Source organism: Rhodanobacter lycopersici, from assembly GCF_040812335.1.
Taxonomy (GTDB): Bacteria; Pseudomonadota; Gammaproteobacteria; order Xanthomonadales; family Rhodanobacteraceae; genus Rhodanobacter_A; species Rhodanobacter_A lycopersici.
In genome coordinates, this window is record NZ_JBFOHK010000005.1 from 157,316 (window position 1) to 177,261 (window position 19,946).

At 68.2% G+C, this 19,946-nt stretch carries 16 protein-coding genes; 9 read left to right on the forward strand and 7 right to left on the reverse strand.

Annotation, left to right across the window (positions count from 1 at the left end):
• Nucleotides 1–70: 70 nt before the first annotated feature.
• Nucleotides 71–703, reverse strand: coding sequence for a flavin reductase family protein (locus ABQJ54_RS16785; RefSeq protein WP_367855471.1), 633 nt, complete (start codon nucleotides 701–703; stop codon nucleotides 71–73).
• Nucleotides 704–728: 25 nt separating this feature from the next.
• Between ABQJ54_RS16785 and ABQJ54_RS16790 the strand changes: the two genes are divergently transcribed.
• Both ABQJ54_RS16790 and ABQJ54_RS16795 read left to right on the forward strand, forming a co-directional pair.
• Nucleotides 729–1,490, forward strand: coding sequence for an ArsR/SmtB family transcription factor (locus ABQJ54_RS16790; protein ID WP_367855472.1), 762 nt, complete (start codon nucleotides 729–731; stop codon nucleotides 1,488–1,490).
• A gap of 359 nt (nucleotides 1,491–1,849) precedes the next feature.
• Nucleotides 1,850–2,227, forward strand: coding sequence for a DUF1161 domain-containing protein (locus ABQJ54_RS16795; RefSeq protein WP_367855473.1), 378 nt, complete (start codon nucleotides 1,850–1,852; stop codon nucleotides 2,225–2,227).
• Nucleotides 2,228–2,230: 3 nt separating this feature from the next.
• On the opposite strand, the gene ABQJ54_RS16800 is transcribed toward ABQJ54_RS16795, so the two are convergent.
• On the reverse strand, nucleotides 2,231–3,619 hold the full coding sequence (locus tag ABQJ54_RS16800) for a M28 family peptidase (protein WP_367855474.1): 1,389 nt from the start codon (nucleotides 3,617–3,619) through the stop codon (nucleotides 2,231–2,233).
• A gap of 731 nt (nucleotides 3,620–4,350) precedes the next feature.
• Here ABQJ54_RS16800 and ABQJ54_RS16805 point away from each other — a divergent pair.
• Both ABQJ54_RS16805 and ABQJ54_RS16810 read left to right on the forward strand, forming a co-directional pair.
• Nucleotides 4,351–6,747 carry a protease pro-enzyme activation domain-containing protein gene (locus ABQJ54_RS16805; protein ID WP_367855475.1) on the forward strand — a complete coding sequence of 799 codons (2,397 nt, stop codon included), beginning with the start codon at nucleotides 4,351–4,353 and terminating at the stop codon, nucleotides 6,745–6,747.
• A gap of 182 nt (nucleotides 6,748–6,929) precedes the next feature.
• Entirely contained in the window at nucleotides 6,930–8,165 is a 1,236-nt protein-coding gene (locus ABQJ54_RS16810) for a TIGR03862 family flavoprotein (protein WP_367855476.1), read from the forward strand.
• Nucleotides 8,166–8,763: 598 nt separating this feature from the next.
• On the opposite strand, the gene ABQJ54_RS16815 is transcribed toward ABQJ54_RS16810, so the two are convergent.
• From ABQJ54_RS16815 to ABQJ54_RS16825, 3 genes are read right to left on the reverse strand one after another with little or no spacing between them, the layout of a single operon-like run.
• Nucleotides 8,764–10,578, reverse strand: a complete 1,815-nt coding sequence (locus ABQJ54_RS16815) for a sulfotransferase (RefSeq protein ID WP_367855477.1) — start codon at nucleotides 10,576–10,578, stop codon at nucleotides 8,764–8,766.
• Nucleotides 10,579–10,606: 28 nt separating this feature from the next.
• The gene (dbpA, locus tag ABQJ54_RS16820; protein WP_367855478.1) at nucleotides 10,607–11,998 is read right to left on the reverse strand and encodes an ATP-dependent RNA helicase DbpA; all 1,392 of its coding nucleotides are present in this window, start codon (nucleotides 11,996–11,998) and stop codon (nucleotides 10,607–10,609) included.
• A 56-nt stretch (nucleotides 11,999–12,054) separates the two neighbouring features.
• Nucleotides 12,055–12,465, reverse strand: a complete 411-nt coding sequence (locus tag ABQJ54_RS16825) for an OsmC family protein (RefSeq protein WP_367855479.1) — start codon at nucleotides 12,463–12,465, stop codon at nucleotides 12,055–12,057.
• 142 nt (nucleotides 12,466–12,607) lie between these two features.
• Here ABQJ54_RS16825 and folB point away from each other — a divergent pair, with 142 nt between their 5' ends.
• The 4 genes from folB to ABQJ54_RS16845 all read left to right on the forward strand — a co-directional run bounded on the left by folB (nucleotide 12,608) and on the right by ABQJ54_RS16845 (nucleotide 15,819).
• Nucleotides 12,608–12,964 carry a dihydroneopterin aldolase gene (gene folB / locus ABQJ54_RS16830; protein WP_367855480.1) on the forward strand — a complete coding sequence of 119 codons (357 nt, stop codon included), beginning with the start codon at nucleotides 12,608–12,610 and terminating at the stop codon, nucleotides 12,962–12,964.
• 96 nt (nucleotides 12,965–13,060) lie between these two features.
• Nucleotides 13,061–14,329, forward strand: coding sequence for a mechanosensitive ion channel family protein (locus tag ABQJ54_RS16835; protein ID WP_367855481.1), 1,269 nt, complete (start codon nucleotides 13,061–13,063; stop codon nucleotides 14,327–14,329).
• Nucleotides 14,329–14,814, forward strand: coding sequence for a 2-amino-4-hydroxy-6-hydroxymethyldihydropteridine diphosphokinase (gene folK, locus ABQJ54_RS16840; RefSeq protein WP_367855482.1), 486 nt, complete (start codon nucleotides 14,329–14,331; stop codon nucleotides 14,812–14,814). Before ABQJ54_RS16835 ends, folK begins: the two co-directional genes overlap by 1 nt.
• A 150-nt stretch (nucleotides 14,815–14,964) precedes the next feature.
• Nucleotides 14,965–15,819 carry a DUF6159 family protein gene (locus ABQJ54_RS16845; RefSeq protein ID WP_367855483.1) on the forward strand — a complete coding sequence of 285 codons (855 nt, stop codon included), beginning with the start codon at nucleotides 14,965–14,967 and terminating at the stop codon, nucleotides 15,817–15,819.
• Between the two features lie 126 nt (nucleotides 15,820–15,945).
• On the opposite strand, the gene ABQJ54_RS16850 is transcribed toward ABQJ54_RS16845, so the two are convergent.
• Complete coding sequence (locus ABQJ54_RS16850) at nucleotides 15,946–16,692, reverse strand: pteridine reductase (protein ID WP_367855484.1); 747 nt, start codon at nucleotides 16,690–16,692, stop codon at nucleotides 15,946–15,948.
• A gap of 74 nt (nucleotides 16,693–16,766) precedes the next feature.
• Nucleotides 16,767–17,543, reverse strand: coding sequence for a hypothetical protein (locus ABQJ54_RS16855; RefSeq protein ID WP_367855485.1), 777 nt, complete (start codon nucleotides 17,541–17,543; stop codon nucleotides 16,767–16,769).
• Nucleotides 17,544–17,746: 203 nt separating this feature from the next.
• Between ABQJ54_RS16855 and ABQJ54_RS16860 the strand changes: the two genes are divergently transcribed.
• Nucleotides 17,747–19,936 carry a TonB-dependent receptor gene (locus tag ABQJ54_RS16860; protein ID WP_367855486.1) on the forward strand — a complete coding sequence of 730 codons (2,190 nt, stop codon included), beginning with the start codon at nucleotides 17,747–17,749 and terminating at the stop codon, nucleotides 19,934–19,936.
• The last annotated feature ends 10 nt before the right edge of the window (nucleotides 19,937–19,946 follow it).

Below are 19,946 nucleotides of genomic sequence, written 5' to 3' on the forward strand. Positions count from 1 at the left end.
CCCTGCTTGCAGGGAAGGGCCGGGCTGGGGTGCTCTCCATCCACTGGCCTGCGTGCTGACGCCCACGCTCCTACACCTCGGCCTTGAACGTGCGGCCCAGCGCCGGTCCCACCCCGTAGTAGTGGCGGAACACGTAGAACAGCGGGCGATAGCGGCGCGGGTCGATGTGCGAGCTGCCGGGTACCACGATGTCGGCATGCGCATGCACGCGGCACACTTCCAGTTCCAGCGTCGTGTAGCCACCGGCATCGTCGCGCCAGGCATCCAGCGGGCGTTCGATGGCGCGGAGCAGGCGCGCCTCCAGTTGCAGCGGCGCTTCGGCGATGCGCGGCGCACCCACCAGCGCGGAAGGCAGCGCGTGCCAGCCGGCCAGGGCGAACTTGTCCCCCTCGTGGCGATAGCCGCGCTTCCACGCCGGTACCGGATCGCGGCCGCTGGTGGGCGCCAGCCGTTCCACGGCCTCGCGCATCGATTCGGAAGCGAGGTTGAGCACGCATTCGCGTTCGCGCAGCAGGTTGGCCAGACCCTGGCCGCCACCGGCCAGGCCTATCGTCACGCGGTCGGCGAGCGCCCATGCCGATGACATCGGCGTGATGTTGGCCGAGCCGTCCGGATTGCGTGTGGTGATCAGCAGCACGGGCGTGCCGAAGTACAGGATCGACGGGCGGATCTGCAGCGTGTCGGGAGCACGATGGATGTCCATGCCGGCAGTGTCGGCGGATGAGCCGATGGATGCTTCGCCGCGCGGCGAAACGAGCGGGCAGGGCGGGCACTACACTGCGCGCATGAGCCGCGCAAACATGCCCAATCGCTACCAGCTGGCCGAGTTCGGCGCCTTGCTGGCGGAGCCGGCACGCGCGGCGATACTGCTGGCGCTGATGGACGGCAGCGCCCGCCCGGCCGGCGAGCTGGCGCGCGTTGCCGGCGTGGGTGCGGCCACCGCCAGTGCGCATCTGAAGCGCCTGCTCGATGGCGGCCTGCTTGCCGTGCACGAGCAAGGCCGGCACCGCTACTACCGGCTGGCCGACGACGAGGTGGCGGCGTGGCTGGAAGCGATGGCATTGCCGCGTGCGCCGCGGGTGCCGCGGCCGCAGGGCAGCGATCAGGCGCTGTGCCGTGCACGCACCTGCTACCGGCACCTGGCCGGACGCCTCGGCGTGGCGATGTGCGAGGCATGGATGAGCCGCGGCTGGCTGCTCGGCGACAGTCGGGGCATGCATCTGGCGACGGCAGGTGCCGAAGCACTGGCGGCGGCCGGCCTCGTCGAGCCTTCGCCGGAACAGCTGCTGCGCCTTGCCGGCCGCGGTTGCCTCGACTGGACCGAACGCAGGCTGCACGTAGGCGGCCCGCTCGGCGTGGCGATCACCGGCGCCATGCTCGATGTCGGCTGGCTGCGCCGCAGCCAGCGCAGCCGCGCGCTGCTCCCCAGCGACGAGGGCCTGCGCCGGCTGGCGCAACTCGGTGTGCGGCTGGACGAGACGGCGCACTGAGAGCCTGTTCAAAGTCTCCGTGTAGCTCGCGTTGCCTTGCCATGGTCGCCAGGTGGTAGTGCGTGGCGCAGCGCCTGCCTGGCTGGCAGGCCAAGCTGCGCGCTGCCGCCTGGCGGCCATGGCAACGCAACCCGAAGGGCCGGGTCCGTTTGCCCGCATGCCTGCGCCATCCCTCAGTCGTGGATGGACGTCCACTTCCTCCTTCTTCCTTGGCCTGCGCGCAAACGGCTCCCGGCGCGGGCCACGCGGAGGCTTTGAACAGGCTCTGAGAGCCAGTGCCAGGCGTGTTTGGCCATTGTCGACGCGGATTTCATTGGCCGCGCGGTTTGATAGGGTTTTCGACTCATGGAGATCCGTCGATGAAAACCCGGGGTGCATTTGTCGCGCTGGCGCTGCTGACGGCGCCGATGCTGGTCCACGCCTCGTGCGATGCGGTGAAGTCGAGCATCGACGCGAAGCTGAAGGCGAAGGGGCTGGAGGGTTACACCCTCACGGTGGCGCCGCACGACGAGCCGGTGACGGACGGCAAGGTGGTCGGCCAGTGCGAGGGCGACAAGCAGGTCGTGTACACGAAAGGCGCGCCCTCCGACGATCAATCGGCCGGCGGCAAGACGCCGGCGCATCACCCGCATGCCAGGACGGACAGGAAGCCCGCCGTCGCGGAGCCGGCATCGTCGGGAGCGCCGCCGCAGAGCGACGAGCCGCATCCGGCCATGCCGTCTTCCAGCGGAGGCTGAGCGTCAGGGTTTCGCCGCTGCAGCAGGCGGCGAGCGCTCGAAGCTGCCAGCGTAGCCCGGGAATACCACCGGGCTCTCGTAACCGTCGGCGGAAACCGACGACACGCCGAAGAACCAGTCGTCGATCACCACGTCCTGCAACACGTAATGGTCGACATCGCCCGCCGCGAGCGCGTGCTGCCACAGCGGCGCGGCGGTATCGCGCCAGTGCACGCGGTAGCCGGCGGCGCCCGGCACCTTGTGCCAGTCCAGCGTGGTATCGGTGGCCAGTGCACCGTGGATATCCACGGCCGCGGGCGGTGCCGGCGCGCGACTCAGCGCGGCCATGGTGATCGCATCGAGTGCGGTCACCCGCGCCAGGTAGCGGAAGTCGATGCCGTCGATGGTGTCGCCGTAGCGCACACCGTCCTGCGTGCGCAGGTCCTGGTGCTGGCGCGTGTAATCCTCGTGCGCTTCGGTGACGCGCACCGCCGGATAACCGGCCTCCAGGAACGGCACCTGGTCGCCGCCGCGGCCGTAGCGGTCGGTGCGGTAGATCATGTGCACGCGGAAGTCGGGCAGGTAGGCGTCGGCCAGCGTTGCCATGGTGCGGGCGAGGTTGCGCGAGGGCGAATCCACCTCGCCGCCGTGATAGCGCCGGTAGGTCGCCTGCGCGGGCGTCTCGTTGCTCTTGGTGCCTTCGGAGAACACCCGCACCACGGTGTTGTCGCGCGCGCCGTTCTGGCCGCGGCTGTTGCCCACGATGTCGTTGTTGAGCTCGGCTTCGACCTGCCAGCCATGGGCCACGGCATAGTCGGCGATGACCTTGCCGCCATACAGGCCCTGCTCCTCGCCGGAGTCGACGCTGAATACCAGGGTGGCGCGGTTGTCCTGCTTCGACAGCAATCGCGTCGCCTCGATCAGCGCGGCCACGCCGGAGGCATCGTCATTGGCGCCGGGCGCGTCGCTGTTGGCGTTCATCACGTCGCTGACGCGCGAATCCAGGTGGCCGGTGATCACGATCGCGCGCTGCGGATCCGTGCTGCCGCGCTTGATCGCCACCACGTCCATCACCGCGGTCGGCTGCGGGATGCGCTGGCCGGTGACCACCTGCGCAGGCGTGATGATCTCGAGGCAACCGCCGCAGTCGCGCGAGATCGCCTCGAAGCGCGCCTTCACCCAGCGTCGTGCAGCGCCGATGCCGCGTGTGTCGGAGCGGGTGTCGGACAGCGTGTGACGGGTGCCGAAACCCACCAGCTGCGTGATCGTGGCGCGCAGCTCCGCTTCGCTCGGTGCGGTTGCCAGCGCGTACAGCGCGGGTTGCTCGCGTGGCACCGTGGGCAGCTCGGCCGCCTGGGCGGACAGGGAGGCGACCAGGGCGGTCGCGCACCACGCGGACAGGATTCGGCGCATCGCGGTTGCTCCTCGAATGACGCTTCGGGTCGTCATGTCGGGCAGGGTTGCCCTGCCCTTGCCGGAATACCCGCCAGTTGGCCGACATGAAGGCGATCACGGTATCGCAATTTCGTGCCCGGCGTTGCATGCGCGAATGCCGGCAAAAAATGAATTGGTCTGTCAATTGAAGATTGATAATCGAAAATAATTGGCGAAACAGCATTTCCTGCGGACGGGATTTGTCAGTCATCGGGACTTGTCGTTTATTGCGGATTCGGCGTGCGCGCCCGGATGGCTATTTCGCCGCTGCAGGGCGCATGGCAGCTGGATTTGAGGGTATTCGACCGGTATCTGTGGCGCGTCAGAAAAACGGATGTAATCGCGTTTCAAATGCGCAATTTGATGTGGAGAATTCTATATGAAGCAAATCTGAATGATTAATGTGTCGATGGTTACATTTGCTACTTTTTGATATTGACGGGTGCAAATTCGATTGCTTAGTTTCGGGGAATTCGCCATGGGGAGCATGACGAATGATTCCGGATGGCGTCTGCGGGGGCGGACGCCATCGAGCAAAGCCCAAGGCCATCCGTGAGAGGGAGTTCAGGGGGACGGTGGCCGCAGCGGGCGCTCGGGAATCGTCTGGCAAGCAGCAAATCGGAGTCGCACGCGAGTGCGACATGTCATTGCCACGGGGTCACACGGCCGCGTCAGGTCCGTTCGCCCCGAAAATTTGGGGAGTCACCTACATGCATCACGTTCGTTTGAAAGCATTGGCTGCCGCCATCGCCATGGCAGCAGCCTCCTCGGTATGCGCCACCACGGCCAGCGCCACCAGCACAGCGCTGTTCACCACCGTGCGGCACGCCACCACGTTGCAAACGGGCGACCGCGTCGTCGGCCCGCTGGATGTCGCTCATCCGATGCGCGTCGCGGTGTCGCTCAAGCTGCGCAACAAGGCGCAGCTGGATGCGTTCGTCGCCAATCCGCACCATCCCAACCTCACGCCCGCACAGTTCAACGCACTGTATGCACCGACCCAGGCGCAGGCGCAGCAGGTGGCCGATTTCCTGAGGCAGTCCGGCTTCAGCAACGTCACCATCGAACCGAACCGCCAGCTGGTGACCGCCAGCGGTCGTGCGGACACCGCTGCCGCCGCGTTCCGCACCTCGCTGGTGAGCGTGCACACGCATGACGGGCGCAATGCCTACGGCACCTCCAGCGACGTGCAGATCCCGGCATCGCTGCAGGGCATCGTGAACGAAGTGCTGGGCCTGCAGACCGTGCATACCTTCCACGTGCTGACCCCGGTGCATCCCAACGCGACCAGCGGTACCGCCAGCGCGCACGCGCCGACCGACTTCCCGACGATCTACAACGCGGGCAGCACCGCCACCGGTTCGACGATCAACGTCGGCGTGATCACCTCCGGCAGCATGACCAACGTGAAGAGCGACTTCAGCTCCTTCCTCAACCAGCACAGCAGCCTTGGCAACATCCCGCTGAACGTGGTGACGGTGGACGGCGGCGGCACCAGCACCAGCGGCGACGGCGAGTGGGACCTGGATACCCAGGACATCGCCGGCATGTCCGGCGGCGTGAAGGCCTTCTACCTGTACGACACCTCCAGCCTGGATACCCAGCCGCTGGTGGATGACTTCAACGCGGCGGTCACCGCCAACGTGGTGCGCGTCATCAACGTCTCGATCGGCGGCTGCGAAACCGGCATGGAGACCGACGGCGCGGCCACCGGCGACAACATCTTCGAGCAGGCCGACGCGCAGGGCCAGACCTTCTCGATCTCCTCCGGCGACAGCGGCGCGAACGAGTGCGGCACCAAAAGCGGCACCATGCCGAGCTGGCCGGCCGACTCGCAGTACGTGGTGGCGGTGGGCGGCACCGAGCTGTACACCTCGGGCACCACCTGGACCAACGAAACGGTGTGGAACAACCTCAACGAGGACGAAGGCGCCACCGGCGGCAGCCCCAGCACCTTCGAGGCGCAGCCGAGCTGGCAGAACGGCGTCGGCCAGAACGCGGGCAGCAAGTACCGCGGCCTGCCCGACGTGGCCTTCGACGCCAGCCCGGACAGCGGCGCCATGGTGATCGTGGACGGCTCCAGCGAGCAGATCGGCGGCACCAGCCTGGCTTCGCCGCTGTTCGTGGGCACCTGGGCCCGCGTGCTGGCCACCGACTCCTCGCTGGGCTTCGCCGCGCCGCTGATCTACGCGGATGCCGCATCGCACTACTCGACCGACTTCCATGACGTGACTTCCGGCAACAACGACGGCGAGACCGCCGCGGTGGGCTGGGACTACACCACCGGCTTCGGCTCGATCAACATCGCCAACTTCGTGGCCAACGTGGCCGGCAGCGGCAGCAGCGGCGGTGGCGGCACCGGCACGCCGGTGGCCGGCTTCACCGATACCGTGAGCGGCCTGACGGCGACCTTCACCAACACCTCCACCGACACGGGGGCCACGATCAGTTCCTACTCGTGGAGCTTCGGCGACGGCGGCACCTCGACCGCAGCCAGCCCGAGCCATACCTATACGGCGGCCGGCACCTACACCGTGAGCCTCACGGTGACGGACAGCACCGGTGCCACCAGCACCAAGTCGGGATCGGTGACGGTGACTTCGGGCAGCGGCACGCCGGCCCAGCTGCTCGGCAACACCGGCTTCGAGACCGGCACGGCCTCGCCGTGGACGATGAGCTCGGGTTCGCTGTGCACCAGCAGCACGTCGTCGTCCAGCTACTGCGGCAGCGGCGAGAGCCCGCATGCGGGTTCGTGGTTCGCCTGGCTGGACGGCTACGGCACCTCGCACACGGACACGGTGTCGCAGAAGGTGAGCATCCCCAGCGGCCACACCACGGCCACGTTGCAGTACTACCTGCACATCGACACCACCAAGAGCACGGCGGTCGATACCTTCACCGTGCAGGTGCTGAACAGCTCGGGCGCGGTGCTGGCCACGGTGGGTTCCTTCACCAACGCCAACAAGAACACCGGCTATGCGCTGGAATCCGCCAACCTGTCCGCCTACATCGGCCAGACGGTGACCATCAGGTTCACCGGCAAGGAGACTTCGTCGCGGGGCAACACCGACTTCACGCTCGACGACGTCACGTTGAACGTGCAGTAAGCGCGGCACCTGAGCTGCAAACCTGGAGCCCGGCCGCAAGGCCGGGCTCTTTCGCCCGTTTGATCCTCCCGATCACGGACGATCGCAAAGATGCCTGGAAGTGCGCCCATGGCTGCCGCCCGTTTGATCCCGGCGACAAAGGGCCCGGCGGAAAACCCCGGCGCGCATGCGACCATGCGCGCATGACACAAGACGCTTCCCCACGACTGGCCATCATCGGCGGCGGCCCCGCCGGCCTGATGGCGGCCGAAGCCGCCTGCGTGGCCGGCATCGAGGTCGATCTGTACGACGCCATGGGTTCGGTGGGGCGGAAGTTCCTGCTCGCTGGCAAAGGTGGACTCAACCTTACCCACGGCGAACCGTTCGCGCGCTTCATCGAACGCTATGGCGAGCGCCGCGACGAGATCGCGCGCTGGCTGCGCGCCTTCGATGCCGACGCGCTGCGCGACTGGGCGCGCGGGCTGGGCGTGGAAACCTTCGTCGGCAGCTCGGGCCGGGTGTTCCCCGCCGACATGAAGGCCGCACCCCTGCTGCGCCGCTGGCTGCATCGGCTGCGCACTTCGGGCGTCGCCTTCCACATGCATCACTGCTGGCTGGGTTGGGCGGGCGACGATGGTTTGCGCTTCGCCACACCGGAGGGCGAGCGCATCGTCACGGCCGATGCCGTGGTGCTGGCGCCGGGCGGCGCGAGCTGGCCCAGGCTCGGTTCCGATGGCGCATGGGTGGCGCCCCTGCGCGATGCGGGCGTCGACATCGCGCCGTTGCAAAGCGCCAACTGCGGTTTCGAGATCGCATGGAGCGAGCACCTGCGCACGCGCTTCGCCGGTTTGCCATTGAAGTCGGTGGCGGCGCATTGGTCCGATCGCCATGGGGTCGCGCAATCGCGACAGGGCGAATGCGTGCTCAGCGAATACGGCATCGAAGGCAGCCTGGTCTATGCCATCGGCGCGGACCTGCGCGAACGCATCGCGCGGGATGGCGAGGCAATATTGCATCTCGACCTTGCGCCGGGCATCACCCAGGCAGCCCTGGCCGAGCGCCTCGCCGCACCGCGCGGCAAGCACAGCTTGGGTGACTGGCTGCGCCGCCGCGTCCATTTGGATGCCGCGAAATGTGCACTGGTGTTCGAGGCCGCCGGCAAGGCTGCGCTTGCTGATCCGACTGCGCTCGCCGCGCGCATCAAGGCACTGCCGCTGGCTTTGCGGGCGCCGCGTCCGCTGGCCGAAGTCATCAGCACGGCGGGCGGCGTCCGTCTCGAAGCACTCGATGAACATTTGATGCTGCGTGCGCGCCCGGGCACGTTCTGCGCGGGCGAGATGCTGGATTGGGAGGCGCCGACTGGCGGCTACCTGCTCACCGCCTGCTTCGCCAGCGGCTTGCTCGCCGGGCGTGGTGCGGCACGTTGGCTCCAACGATAATCCCCTCTCCCGCGTGCGGACGCGGAGAGAGGCCATGGATGGCCCCGCTTTGAGGAGCTAGGAAGAGGGGTAGGGGAGAGGGGGCTTTTGCTTGCGCGCTTCCGCAAGCGGCAAAGCGGTTTCGTCCACCTGCCGGTGGCCGAGCTACTTTCTCTTTGCGTGCTCACGCACGCGCAGGAGCGTGTGCGAACAGCGAAGCTGGTCCGCAAGGGCGGAGGGCAGGATGCCCGGAGTCAAGAGAAAGTAGCCAAAGAGAACAGAGCACCCCGATACGGCGCTCTCCGGGCATTCCCGGATCAGGTCCGGGACAGGCTCTGCCCTCCGGGTGCGTGAGGCGTGGCCGGGCTTTTCGGCCGGGCCTCCTGCCCGGTCGAAAAGGCGTTGCCATCCGTGGCAACGCCCGCTGCGCGGCCTGATCGTCCCCGCCTCACCGCCGCATAGGGATCCCGAAGAGCAGCGCGCTCCTGCGCGCAGAAGCAACGGCCAAAGCGCGGCGCTGCTAGACCGTGCCCCTCAGTTCCCAAACACGGCGCGGGGTGGTCGTCTCGTCAACCGCACAGGCGAGTAGTCGCGAACGCATCGATCTTGTGAATGGCGATCAGTGGTAATCCCGCACGATCTCCAGCAATGGTGCGAGATGCGCCTCGAAATGCTTCCAGCGTGCGACCGAGGATTGATAGATCGGCTTGCGCACCTGGGCGATGCTGGCGGTTCGCACCACGCGCTCGTTCCGGTGGAAATCGAGGCAGCGCGCATCCCATGGCAGCCCGAGGTAGTCGAGCAGGCGGCGCGCTTGGCCTTCGGTGTCGGCGACCATGTCTTCGTAGCGCAGGTCCAGCACGGTGTTGGGTGGCAGCACGCGGTGCCAGTGCCGCATCAATTCGATGTAGCGCACGTAGTAGCGGCCCAGGCTGCCCAAGTCGTAGCTGAAATCGAGGTTGCCACCTTCGAACAGGCGCGCGTGGCAGGAGAAGCACGAGTCCATCGGATCGCGCATGGCATGGATGATCTTCGCGTGCGGCAACATCCGGTGGATCATGCCCACGTGCAGGAAGTTGGCCGGTAGCTTGTCGGTGACATGCGTCGCCTGCGGGGCATGGCGCCACGCGCGTTCCACGTAGGCTTCACCCAGGCGTTGCAGGGCCTCGTCCGAGAGCGTGGCGGCGACTTCCGGATACGCGGTGGCAGTCGTGTCGAGGGAATGCACCACGTCATGCAGGTCGGTCAGCTCGCCGGCGCCGTGGATGCCCGGGTGGCTGGCCAGGATCTGCTCGATCAGCGAGGTGCCCGAGCGCGGCATGCCGACGATGAAGATCGGTGTCCTGCTGTCGCCGTGGCCGGGCCGTGGCCGATGCGCGAAAAAGCCGGCATGGAAGACCGACTGCAGGCGCGTGACCAGCGCCGCCTCGCGTGCTTCGTCATGCGGGAACCGCGCGGCCTGCAGGCGATTGCCTTCCGCGTAGGCCGCGAAGGCGTCGTCATGGCGGCCGGCATCCTCGCGCATCTTGCCGAGGGCGAACCAGTAGTTGACGCGTCCTGCCGGCGGCAGGACCGGAAGCTGCTGCCGTTGTTCCTCGAGCATGCGCAGGTGCGGGTCGTCCGCGGCATGCGTGCGGAATGGCGCGAGGTTGCAAAGCGATTGCAGGAAATCCGGCTTGATCGCGATCGCGGCCTCGAAGCATGCGCAGGCTTCCTCCACGCGTCCCTGCTTCTTCAGGCACAGGCCCAGGTTGTTGAGCGCCATCAGGTAGTCGGGCCTGATCGCCAGCGCGCGCCGGTAACTGTGTTCGGCCTCGGGGAGTTGCTGCCGCTCGCGCAGGATATTGCCGAGATTGAAGTGCGGTTCGGCAAAGCGGTCGTGGATGGCCAGTGCCTGCCGGTAGCTGGCCTCGGCTTCGCTGCGGCGGCCCTGGTCGCGCAAGGCATTGCCCAGGTTGTTGTGCGCTTCGGCGTAGTCGGGCCTGATCGCCAGCGCGCGGCGGTAGCAGGCTTCGGCCTCGGCCAGGCGCGCCTGCTCGCGATACACGATGCCGAGGCTGTTGTGCGTGTTCGCATCATCCGGGCGCGCAGCCAGGACCTGCAGGAAATGCGCTTCGGCCGCGCCCGGCTGCCGGATCGCCATCAGGGTATGGCCGAGCTTCGCATGGGCCTCGACGAAATCCGGCTTGATCGCCAGCGCCTGCCCGAAGCTGTCCGCGGCCTCGGCCAGTTGCCCCTGGGCGCCGAGCGCATTGCCCAGCAGGTAATGCGCTTCAACGTGATCCGGCTTGAGCCCGATAGCCTGCTGAAAGCTGCGCGCGGCATCGGCGAGGGAGCCTTGCATCATCCGTACCTTGCCCAGGGCGACATGGGCGTCGGCGTCATGCGATGGCGTCGTCGCCCTTTCCGTGTGGGGCATGTCGTCGTGGGGCATGGCGGCTGTGCGGAGGCAGTCCGTGGAGTCAGCCCAATGCCCGCACGCGGAAGTTGCGCCCCTTGATGCGCCCGGCGCGCAGCCGCTCCAGCGCCTTGTTCGCCAGCGCGCGGCTGATCGCCACGTAGGCGCGGGTGGCGAACACGTCGATCTTGCCGATGTCCTGCGCGGCCAGCCCGGCATCGCCGGTGAGCGCGCCGAGGATGTCGCCGGGGCGCAGCTTGTCCTGCCTGCCGGCGTCGATCACCAGGGTCTTCATCGGCGCCAGATTGAGCTGCTTGCCGCGCGGCGGCGACACGCGCAGCGGATGCCACGGCAGCGGGTGGCCGAGCTGTTCCTCGATGTTCGTCGCCTTGGGCCGCTCGCGCGGCGCGACCAGGGTGATGGCGAGGCCGTTCTCGCCCGCGCGCCCGGTACGGCCGACGCGGTGCGTATGCGTGTCGGGGTCGTGCGCGATGTCATGGCTCACCACCAGCGGCAGCGCCGTGATGTCCAGGCCGCGCGCGGCCACGTCGGTAGCCACCAGGATGCAGCAGCTGCGGTTGGCGAACTGCACCAGCACTTCGTCGCGGTCGCGCTGTTCCATGTCGCCGTGCAGGGCGAGCGCGGAGAAACCGCGGCGATCCAGTTCCTGCGCCACCGCATCCACGTCCTTGCGCATGTTGCAGAACACCAGCGCGTGCTGCGCCTGTTCCGCACTCAGCGCGCCCTTGCCGAGCAGTTGCGCCAGCGCGTCCAGCTTCTGCGCCGGCTCCACTTCGTGGAAACGCTGCTCGATGGTGGTCTCCGCGTGCGGCGTTTCCACCGTCACTGCCACCGGCTCGCGCTGCAGGCGCTTGCTCACCTGGCGGATCTCGTCCGCATAGGTGGCCGAGAACAGCAGCGTCTGGTGGTGCTTCGCGACGCGTCCGACGATGTCGTCGATGGCCTCGCTGAAGCCCATGTCGAGCATGCGGTCGGCTTCGTCCAGCACCAGCACCCGGATGCCGCCGCCGTGCAGGCTGCCGCGCTTGAGGTGCTCCTGCACGCGGCCCGGCGTACCGACCACGATGTGCGGATCGTGCGTGAGCGAAGCCAGCTGCGGGCCCAGCGGCATGCCCCCGCACAAGGTCAGCAGCTTCACGTTGGGAATGTTGGCGGCGAGCTTGCGGATCGCCTTGCTGACCTGGTCGGCGAGTTCGCGGGTGGGGCACAGCACCAGCACCTGCAGGCGGATCGTTTCCACCTGCAAGGCCTGCAGCAGGGCCAGTCCGAAGGCGGCGGTCTTGCCGCTGCCGGTCTGTGCCTGCGCGATCACGTCGCGGCCTTCCAGCATGGGCGGCAGGCTTTGCGCCTGCACCGGCGTCATCTCCGCGTAGCCGAGGGTTTCGAGGCTGGCGAGCAGGGCGGGCTTGAGCGGGAGCGTGGTGAAGGCGGTCATGCGCCATGATCGCACGCCGCCGCCGCCGTGATGGGCGCATTGGCTACGGAGTGCGCCTATTCCAGCGCGGAATCGATGCGGATCTCGCCGCTCAGCACCTTGTGGATCGGGCAGGCGTTGGCGATCTGCAGCAGGCGCTCGCGCTGTGGTTCGTCCAGCTTGCCGTACAGGGCGATGCGCCGCCGGATCAGGTTGCTGCCGTCCTCCGGCTTGCCCTCGGGGTTGAAATCCAGCACCACTTCGACGCCTTCCAGCGGCCAGCCCTTGCGTTCGGCGTACATCTTCAGCGTGATCGAGGTGCAGGCGCCGAGACTGGAGAGCAGCAACCGGTGCGGGTCCGGGCCGGCGTTGGCGCCGTGCAGGTCGGCCGGCTCGTCGGCCAGCCACTGGTGGCCGCGGTCGTCGCCCAGGCGGACGGTGTAGGGCGTGCTGGCGATGGCGGCTGTCACGTTGGCAGGAGCGTTCATGGCGGGTCCTGTGCGGCGGGAGCTGCCACATCTAGCACGTCGCACGCATGTCTGCGTGCCGCCGGCGTGAAAAGGCGCCGGCTTGCATCTGCGCGTGCAGTCGCCGACCCTGTATGACCTCTGTTCCGCCGCACGTGTCGCCATGGACATTGTTTTCATCGAGGATCTGCGCATCGACGCCGTGATCGGCATCTACGACTGGGAGCGCCGCGTGCGCCAGACGCTGGCCTTCGACATCGAGATGGCGTTCGACAACAGCGTACCCGCCGCCAGCGACGACATCGCGCACACGCTGAACTACAAGGACGTGTCCAAGCGGCTGATCGACTACGTGGGCGCCTCCAGCTTCGGCCTGGTGGAAACCCTGGCCGAGCGCTGCGCCGCGATCATCCGCGAGGAGTTCGGCGTGGGCTGGGTGCGGCTGAAGCTCTCCAAGCCCGGCGCGGTGCGCGGCGCGAAAGCGGTAGGCGTGTGCATCGAGCGCGGCACGCGTCCGTAGCCGTCCGCCACGAGGCCTTGCGGCCTCCCTGCGGCGCAGGCCGCCTGGCCCGCCGGCGTGCCGAGCGCACCGGCCCGACCCCGAGGAGCGAAGCGAATGGCTTCCCTGCAACAACTGCTGGATCTGCCCGGCATGCGTGCCGCGCTGGTCCTGCTGGTCCTGCTGCTGCTGGCCTGGCTGGCCGGCGTGCTGTTGCGCGGCGTGTTGCTGCGCGCAGTGCACGGCATCGCCGTGCGCACGCAGTGGCGCTGGGACGACGCGCTGTGCCGGCGGCGCAGCTTCCTGTGGCTGGCGCGGACGGTGCCGGCGCTGCTCGTGCAGTACGGCATCGCGCTGGTGCCGGACCTGCCGGGCGATCTGGTGCAGGCCGTGCGCAATGTCGCCGAGGCGCTGCTGGTGCTGTTCGTGGCCATGGCGATCGGCACCGCACTGTCGGCGCTGGAAGACCTCTACCGTGAAACGCCGCGCGGCCGCGAACGCTCGATCAGGGGTGTGGTGCAGCTGGCCAAGATCGCGCTGTTCGTGGTGGCCGGGCTGGTGATCGTCACCGCGCTCACCGGGCAGAAGATCGGCCTGCTGCTGTCGGGCCTGGGCGCGATGTCGGCGGTGCTGATGCTGGTGTTCAAGGACACCATCCTCGGTTTCGTGGCCGGCTTGCAGCTCTCCTCCAACGACATGCTGCGGGTGGGCGACTGGATCGAGATGCCCCAGCTCAATGCCGACGGCGACGTGATCGACATCGCGCTGCACACGGTGAAGGTGCGCAACTGGGACAAGACCATCACCACCATCCCCAGCTGGCGGCTGATTTCCGACTCGTACAAGAACTGGCGCGGCATGCAGGAGACCGGCGGCCGGCGCATCAAGCGCGTGCTGACCATCGATGCGGGCAGCGTGGGCTTCCTCGACGGTGCGACGCTGGATCGCCTGGCGCAACTGCACCTGCTGGCGGGCTACCTGCCGGCGAGGCAGCGGGAAGTGGCCGAGTGGAACCGGACACTGGGCGAGGCGGGCGAAGTGGCGGCCAATCGCCGCCGGCTCACCAATCTCGGCACCTTCCGCGCCTATGTGCAGGCCTACCTGGACAGCCACCCGCGCATCCACCACGGCCTCGGCTGCATGGTGCGCCAGCTCGCCAGCGGGCCACAGGGCATCCCGCTGGAGCTGTACTGCTTCACCGCCACGGTGGCCTGGGCCGAGTACGAGGGCATCCAGGCGGACATCTTCGACCACCTGTTCGCGCTGCTGCCGGAGTTCGGCCTGCGCCTGTACCAGCAGCCCGGCGGCCACGACATGCAGGCCGGGCTGGTGCGACTGGGTGAGAGGCAGGCAGAATCGCGGCCTTTCCAGCCCGCGACACCGTGATGGCCCGCGTCTACCTCAGCCTGGGTTCCAACCTCGAACCGCGCCGCCATCTCAGGGCGGCGCTGGACGAGTTGCGTGCCCGTTTCGGCACGATCGATGTGTCGCCGGCCTACCGCAGCCGCTCGGTGGGCTTCGACGGTGCGGACTTCGTGAACCTCGCGGTGGGCCTGGACACCGGGCTCGAGCCCGAGGCGCTCAACGACTGGCTGCACGCGCTGGAGGATCGCCACGGCCGTCGCCGCGACGTGCCGCGCTATTCGGATCGCACGCTGGACGTGGACATCGTGCTGTATGACGAGCGCGTGATCGACGGCCCCGGTCACTTGCAGCTTCCGCGCAAGGAGCTCAGGCACGCCTTCGTGCTGAAGCCGCTGGCCGACATCGCGCCGCAGGCGCGCCATCCCGTCAGCGGGCAGACGATGGCGGCGCTGTGGGCGGCGTTTCCGCACGAACGGGAGCCGCTCGTTCCCGAGCCGCTCCCGTAGGAGCGCACCCTGTGCGCGATGGCTCTGGTGCTTCGATCAGAGCGGAAAGCATTCGCGCACAGGGTGCGCTCCTACGGATCCGTCACAGCTCTGTTGCCGGAGCGCGTGTGGTGCTAGAAAGATGCCTTCCATCGCATGGGGGTCAAGGGTATGGCCGGAAAGTTCGCCCGCAGCTGGGCGTTGATGAAGGCGAGCGCGGGAGTGCTGCGCTCGGACAAGTCGCTGCTGCTGTTTCCGCTGCTGTCGGGACTGTGCAGCGTGGTGGTGGCGGCGAGTTTCCTGGTCCCGGTGGCGCTGGCGCTGATCGGCCACCATGGCGGCGACTTCGACGGCCGCCGCTTCGCGCCGGGGTACTACCTGGTGCTGTTCGCGTTCTACCTGGTGCAGTACTTCGTGATCGTGTTCTTCAACACCGCATTGGCGGGCGTGGCCCTGCGGCGCCTGCGCGGCGAGCCGGCCGGGTTGGCCGACGGCTTCGCGCTGGCGCGCTCGCGGCTGGGCAGCATCTTCGGCTACGCGCTGATCGCGGCCACGGTGGGCCTCTTCCTGCGCGCATTGCAGGAGCGGCTGGGCCTGATCGGCCGCTTCGTGGTGGGCCTGCTCGGTTTGGCGTGGACGGTGGCCACTTTCCTGGTGGTGCCGGTGCTGGCCAGCGAAGGCATCGGTCCGGTCGACGCGGTGAAGCGCAGCGCGGGACTGCTCAAGCAGACCTGGGGCGAGAACCTGATCGGCAATGCAGGCCTGGGCGTGGTGTTCGGCCTGGTGTTCTTCCTCGCGGCCCTGTTGGCGGCAGTGCTGGTGTTTGGTGCGATCGCCACCCAGTCGATTGCCGTCATCGCGCCGGCGATCGTGCTGGTGGTGATCGGCTTCGTGCTGCTGGGGCTGGTGCAGTCCACCCTGCAGGGCATCTACGCCGCGGCGCTGTACCGCTATGCGGAGGCGGGCGAGGTGGGCGGCGGTTTCGACCAGGTACTGCTGGAGTCGGCGTTCCGCCCGAAGCGTTGAGGGTCGACCCATGGATGGATCGCACGCCAGTCGGCCGCGCAAGCAACTGGCCGGCGGAGCCGGGTCCGGACATGCGACGGACTCGGCGAGTCGAGCAAGTGCAGGCTGCACTTGCTCGACATTCGGCTACGTCGCCAGGGTACGCCCGCCGTCCACGCGGATGATCTGGCCGGTCACGTAGGGTGCGTCGCGCAGCAGCCACAGCACGGCGCCGGCCACGTCCCCGGGCGAGCCGGCGCGTGCCAGCGGCGTGCGCGCCAGCATCGCCTGCTGGTCCGCATACGGCTTGCCGTCGCTGGGCCACAGCACGGCGCCGGGCGCCACGCCGTTGACGCGGATATCGGGTGCGAGGTCGAGCGCCAGCGCGCGGGTCATCGCCGCCAGCGCGGCCTTCGCCATGCAGTAGATCGGGTGATCCGCCAGCGGATATTCGGCGTAGATGTCCACCAGGTTCACGATCGCACCGCGCGTGGCGCGCAGCGCGGGCGCGGCCGCCTGGGCGAGGAAGAACGGTGCCTGCGCGTTCGAGGCGAACAGCTCGTTCCACTGCGTCACGGTGGCCGCGCCCACCGGCGTGGGATGGAACGCCGAGGCATTGTTGACCAGCGCGTCGAGCCGGCCGAAGCGTGCAAGCGTGGTGTCCACCAGCGCGGGCAACGCATGCGGATCGGCCAGTTCGGCCTGCAGCACCAGGGTGCTGTCGGCGCGCGCTTGTTCCAGTTCGGCCGCCAGCGCCTCGGCTTCCGCCACCGAGCGGCGGCAGTGCAGGGCGAGGTCGTAGCCCGCCGCATGCAGCGTGCGCGCGATCACCGCGCCCACCCGCTTGCCGGCACCGGTGATCAGTGCAGCGGGGCGTTCATGGCGTGGCGGCATGATGCGATTCCTGCGCGGCGGCGGATGCCGACAGCTTGCCGGATCGTCGCCATCGCGTCACCCGCGGCGGCGCCTCATGCCTCGTCCGGGGGCGAGCGGCGCTTGCGCGTGGCGGCCTTGCGCACCGCACCGGCGAGCTTGCGCGCGGCTTCGCGTGCCGGTGGGGCTGCGTGCCGCGCGGGCGTCGGCGGTTGCGCCGGCAGCTCGCCTCCTTCGTGCTCAATGCCGCCGTCGAACAGCTCGATCGCGGTGGCGGCCACCTGCCCGGTGTCGTAGTACGCGTAGGCGCCCACGCCCAGCGCGCCGATCACCGGCAGCCAGCGCGATACACCTTCGCCCAGCGCGCGGCGGCTGAGCTTCACGCCCAGCTGCTTGGCGACGCGTTCCACCACCGCATGCGACATGCGGCGGAACAGCAGGCGGTCGCCCATGCGCACCACCAGGTCGCGGAAGGCCTGCGCTGCGGTGTGGCGGAACAGGCAGTACAGCATCTGCTCGCGGCCCAGCTCGGCGTGGCGGCCGTAGGCGGCGGCGATGTCGCTGACCATCTGCGCCTGCAGCTTCCAGATCGTCACCAGCTCCGGCAGCACGGTGAGCCAGCCCAGCGGACCGGGCGGCAGCGCCAGCGTGCCGGCGGTGAGCGCCGCACGCTGCGCGGCGCGGCCGGCGAGCTGGCGCGCCCGCGCCCGCGGATCGGCGGTGCCGCCCACCTTGCTGTCGGGGATGCGGCTGACGAAATCGAGGATGGCCTGGGTGATCCGGTTCGCCTCCTCGTGCCCGCCGATCACGGCCGGAACCTGCCGGCTGCTGCTGTCCGGGTGATCGGCATCGGGCGGGCGTCGCTGGTTCATGGCGCACTCCGTGGATGCGCTGGCGTGGCGCGCGAGAAAACCAGTCTAGGGCGCCGGCATGAAGCGGAGCTCAATCCATGCCTGCTTCTTCGCATCCATGACTTGTGGCCCGGGTCGGCTTGGGCTCGTATTGGTAATGTTATAACATTACGAATATGGATCCGGCCGCAGCGCCGGGCCACCGTCCCCTGGAGCCCCAGTCCATGAAGCTTTCCCCGCTCGCCCTCAGCCTCGCCGCCGCGTTGTGCGCGGTGTCCGTCCATGCGCGCGCCGGCGACGTCACGCCTGCCACCGACTCCACCACGACCAGCGGCACGACGACGGACGACACTCCCGGCGGCACGCGCAACCGCCCCGCGCCGAAGGTGCACGATCTCGGCGCGATCAGCGTTTCCGCCGCGCTGGACCAGGCGCGCAACGCACTGTCGCCGGACACCGGCAGCAGCCAGTACGTGATCGACCAGAAGGCGATCCAGGCGCTGCCGCTGGGCGCCTCCACCCCGGTGAACCAGGTGATCCTGCAGGCGCCGGGCGTGGTGCAGGATTCCTATGGCGGCCTGCACGTGCGCGGCGACCACGCGAACCTGCAGTACCGCATCAACGGCGTGATCATCCCCGAGTCCATCTCCGGCTTCGGCCAGACCCTGGACGCGCGGGCCATCCAGAGCGTGAGCCTGCTCGATGGCGCGCTGCCGGCGCAGTACGGCCTGCGCACCGCGGCGGTGGTGGACATCACCACCAAGAGCGGCGCCGACCTCGGCAACGGCGGCAGCATCGGCGTCACCGGCGGCTCGTTCGGCACCTTCAACCCGAACGTCTCGCTGTGGGGCAACAGCGGCAACTGGAGCGCCTATTTCACCGCCAACTACCTGCAAAACAACGTCGGCATCGAGAACCCCACCGCCAGCCGCACGCCGATCCACGACCATACCAACCAGGTCAAGGGCTTCGGCGACATCTCCTACCTGATCGACAACGACACGCGGCTGAGCTTCATGTTCGGCTTCGCCAACAACCGCTTCCAGATCCCGGACAATCCGGGCCAGACGCCGCAGTTCGGCTACCTCGACGTCACCAACTTCGACTCCGCCAACCTCAACGAGCAGCAGAACGAACAGACCCGTTTCGGCGTGCTGTCGCTGCAGGGCAAGCTGGGGCAGACCGGCTACCAGGTCTCGCTGGGCCAGCGCTACAGCGGCCTGCAGTACCTGCCGGACGACATTGGCGACCTGATGTTCAACGGCGTGGCCGGGGCGATCAATCAGTCGGATCGCGCCAGCACGCTGCAGGCGGATTTCTCCACGCCGCTCAACGACACGCACACCCTGCGCTATGGCGTGTACGGCAGCTACGACCGCGCCGGCACCAACACCGACTCGCTGGTGTTCCCGGCCGACGCCGACGGCAACCAGGCCAGCACGACGCCGCTCGGCATCTTCACCAGCGACCAGATCGTCGCCAGGACCTGGTCCGCCTACGTGCAGGACGAGTGGAGCATCGGCCAGGACTGGACGGTGAACTACGGCCTGCGCGGCGACATGTACAAGTCCTTCGGCACCACGCAGAGCCAGCTCAGCCCGCGTGTCGGCGTGGTCTGGCAGGCCACCGACAGCACCACCGTGCACGCCGGTTATTCGCGCTACTTCACGCCGCCGGCCACCGAGATGATCACTGCCGCGAACATCGCGGCCTTCGCCGGCACCACCAACGCGGTGAAGAACTACGGCGACAACGAACCGCTGGCGGAGCGTTCGAATTACTTCGACGTGGGCGTGTCGCAGAACCTCGGCAGCGCCTGGACGCTGGGTCTGGACACCTACTACCGCGACGTGCACGACCTGCAGGACGAAGGCCAGTTCGGCCAGGCGCTGGTCTACTCCACCTTCAACTACCGCCTGGGCCGCGTGGCCGGCGCGGAATTCACCGCCAACTATGACAGCGGCCCGTGGTCGGGCTACTTCAACTTCGCCTACACCAAGGCGATGGGCAAGGACGTGGTCACCAGCCAGTACAACTTCGATCCCGCGGAGCTGGCCTACATCGCGAACAACTACATCTACCTCGACCACGACCAGAAATACACGTCCTCCGGCGGCGTCAGCTACGCGCTGGACGACAACACCAAGCTCGGCGCCGACTACCTGTTCGGCACCGGCCTGCGCAGCGATGGCCTGGTGCCGAATGGCGATCATCTGCCGGCCTACTTCCAGCTCAACCTGAATGTCTCGCACGACTTCATGTTCGACCGTTTCGGCAAGCTGCATACCCAGCTGGCGGTGATCAATGCACTGGACCGGACCTACGAGCTGCGTGACGGCACCGGTGTCGGCGTGGGCGCGCCGCAGTTCGGACCGCGGCGCGGCCTGTACCTCAGCCTGCAGAAGGATTTCTGAGCGCGATGGC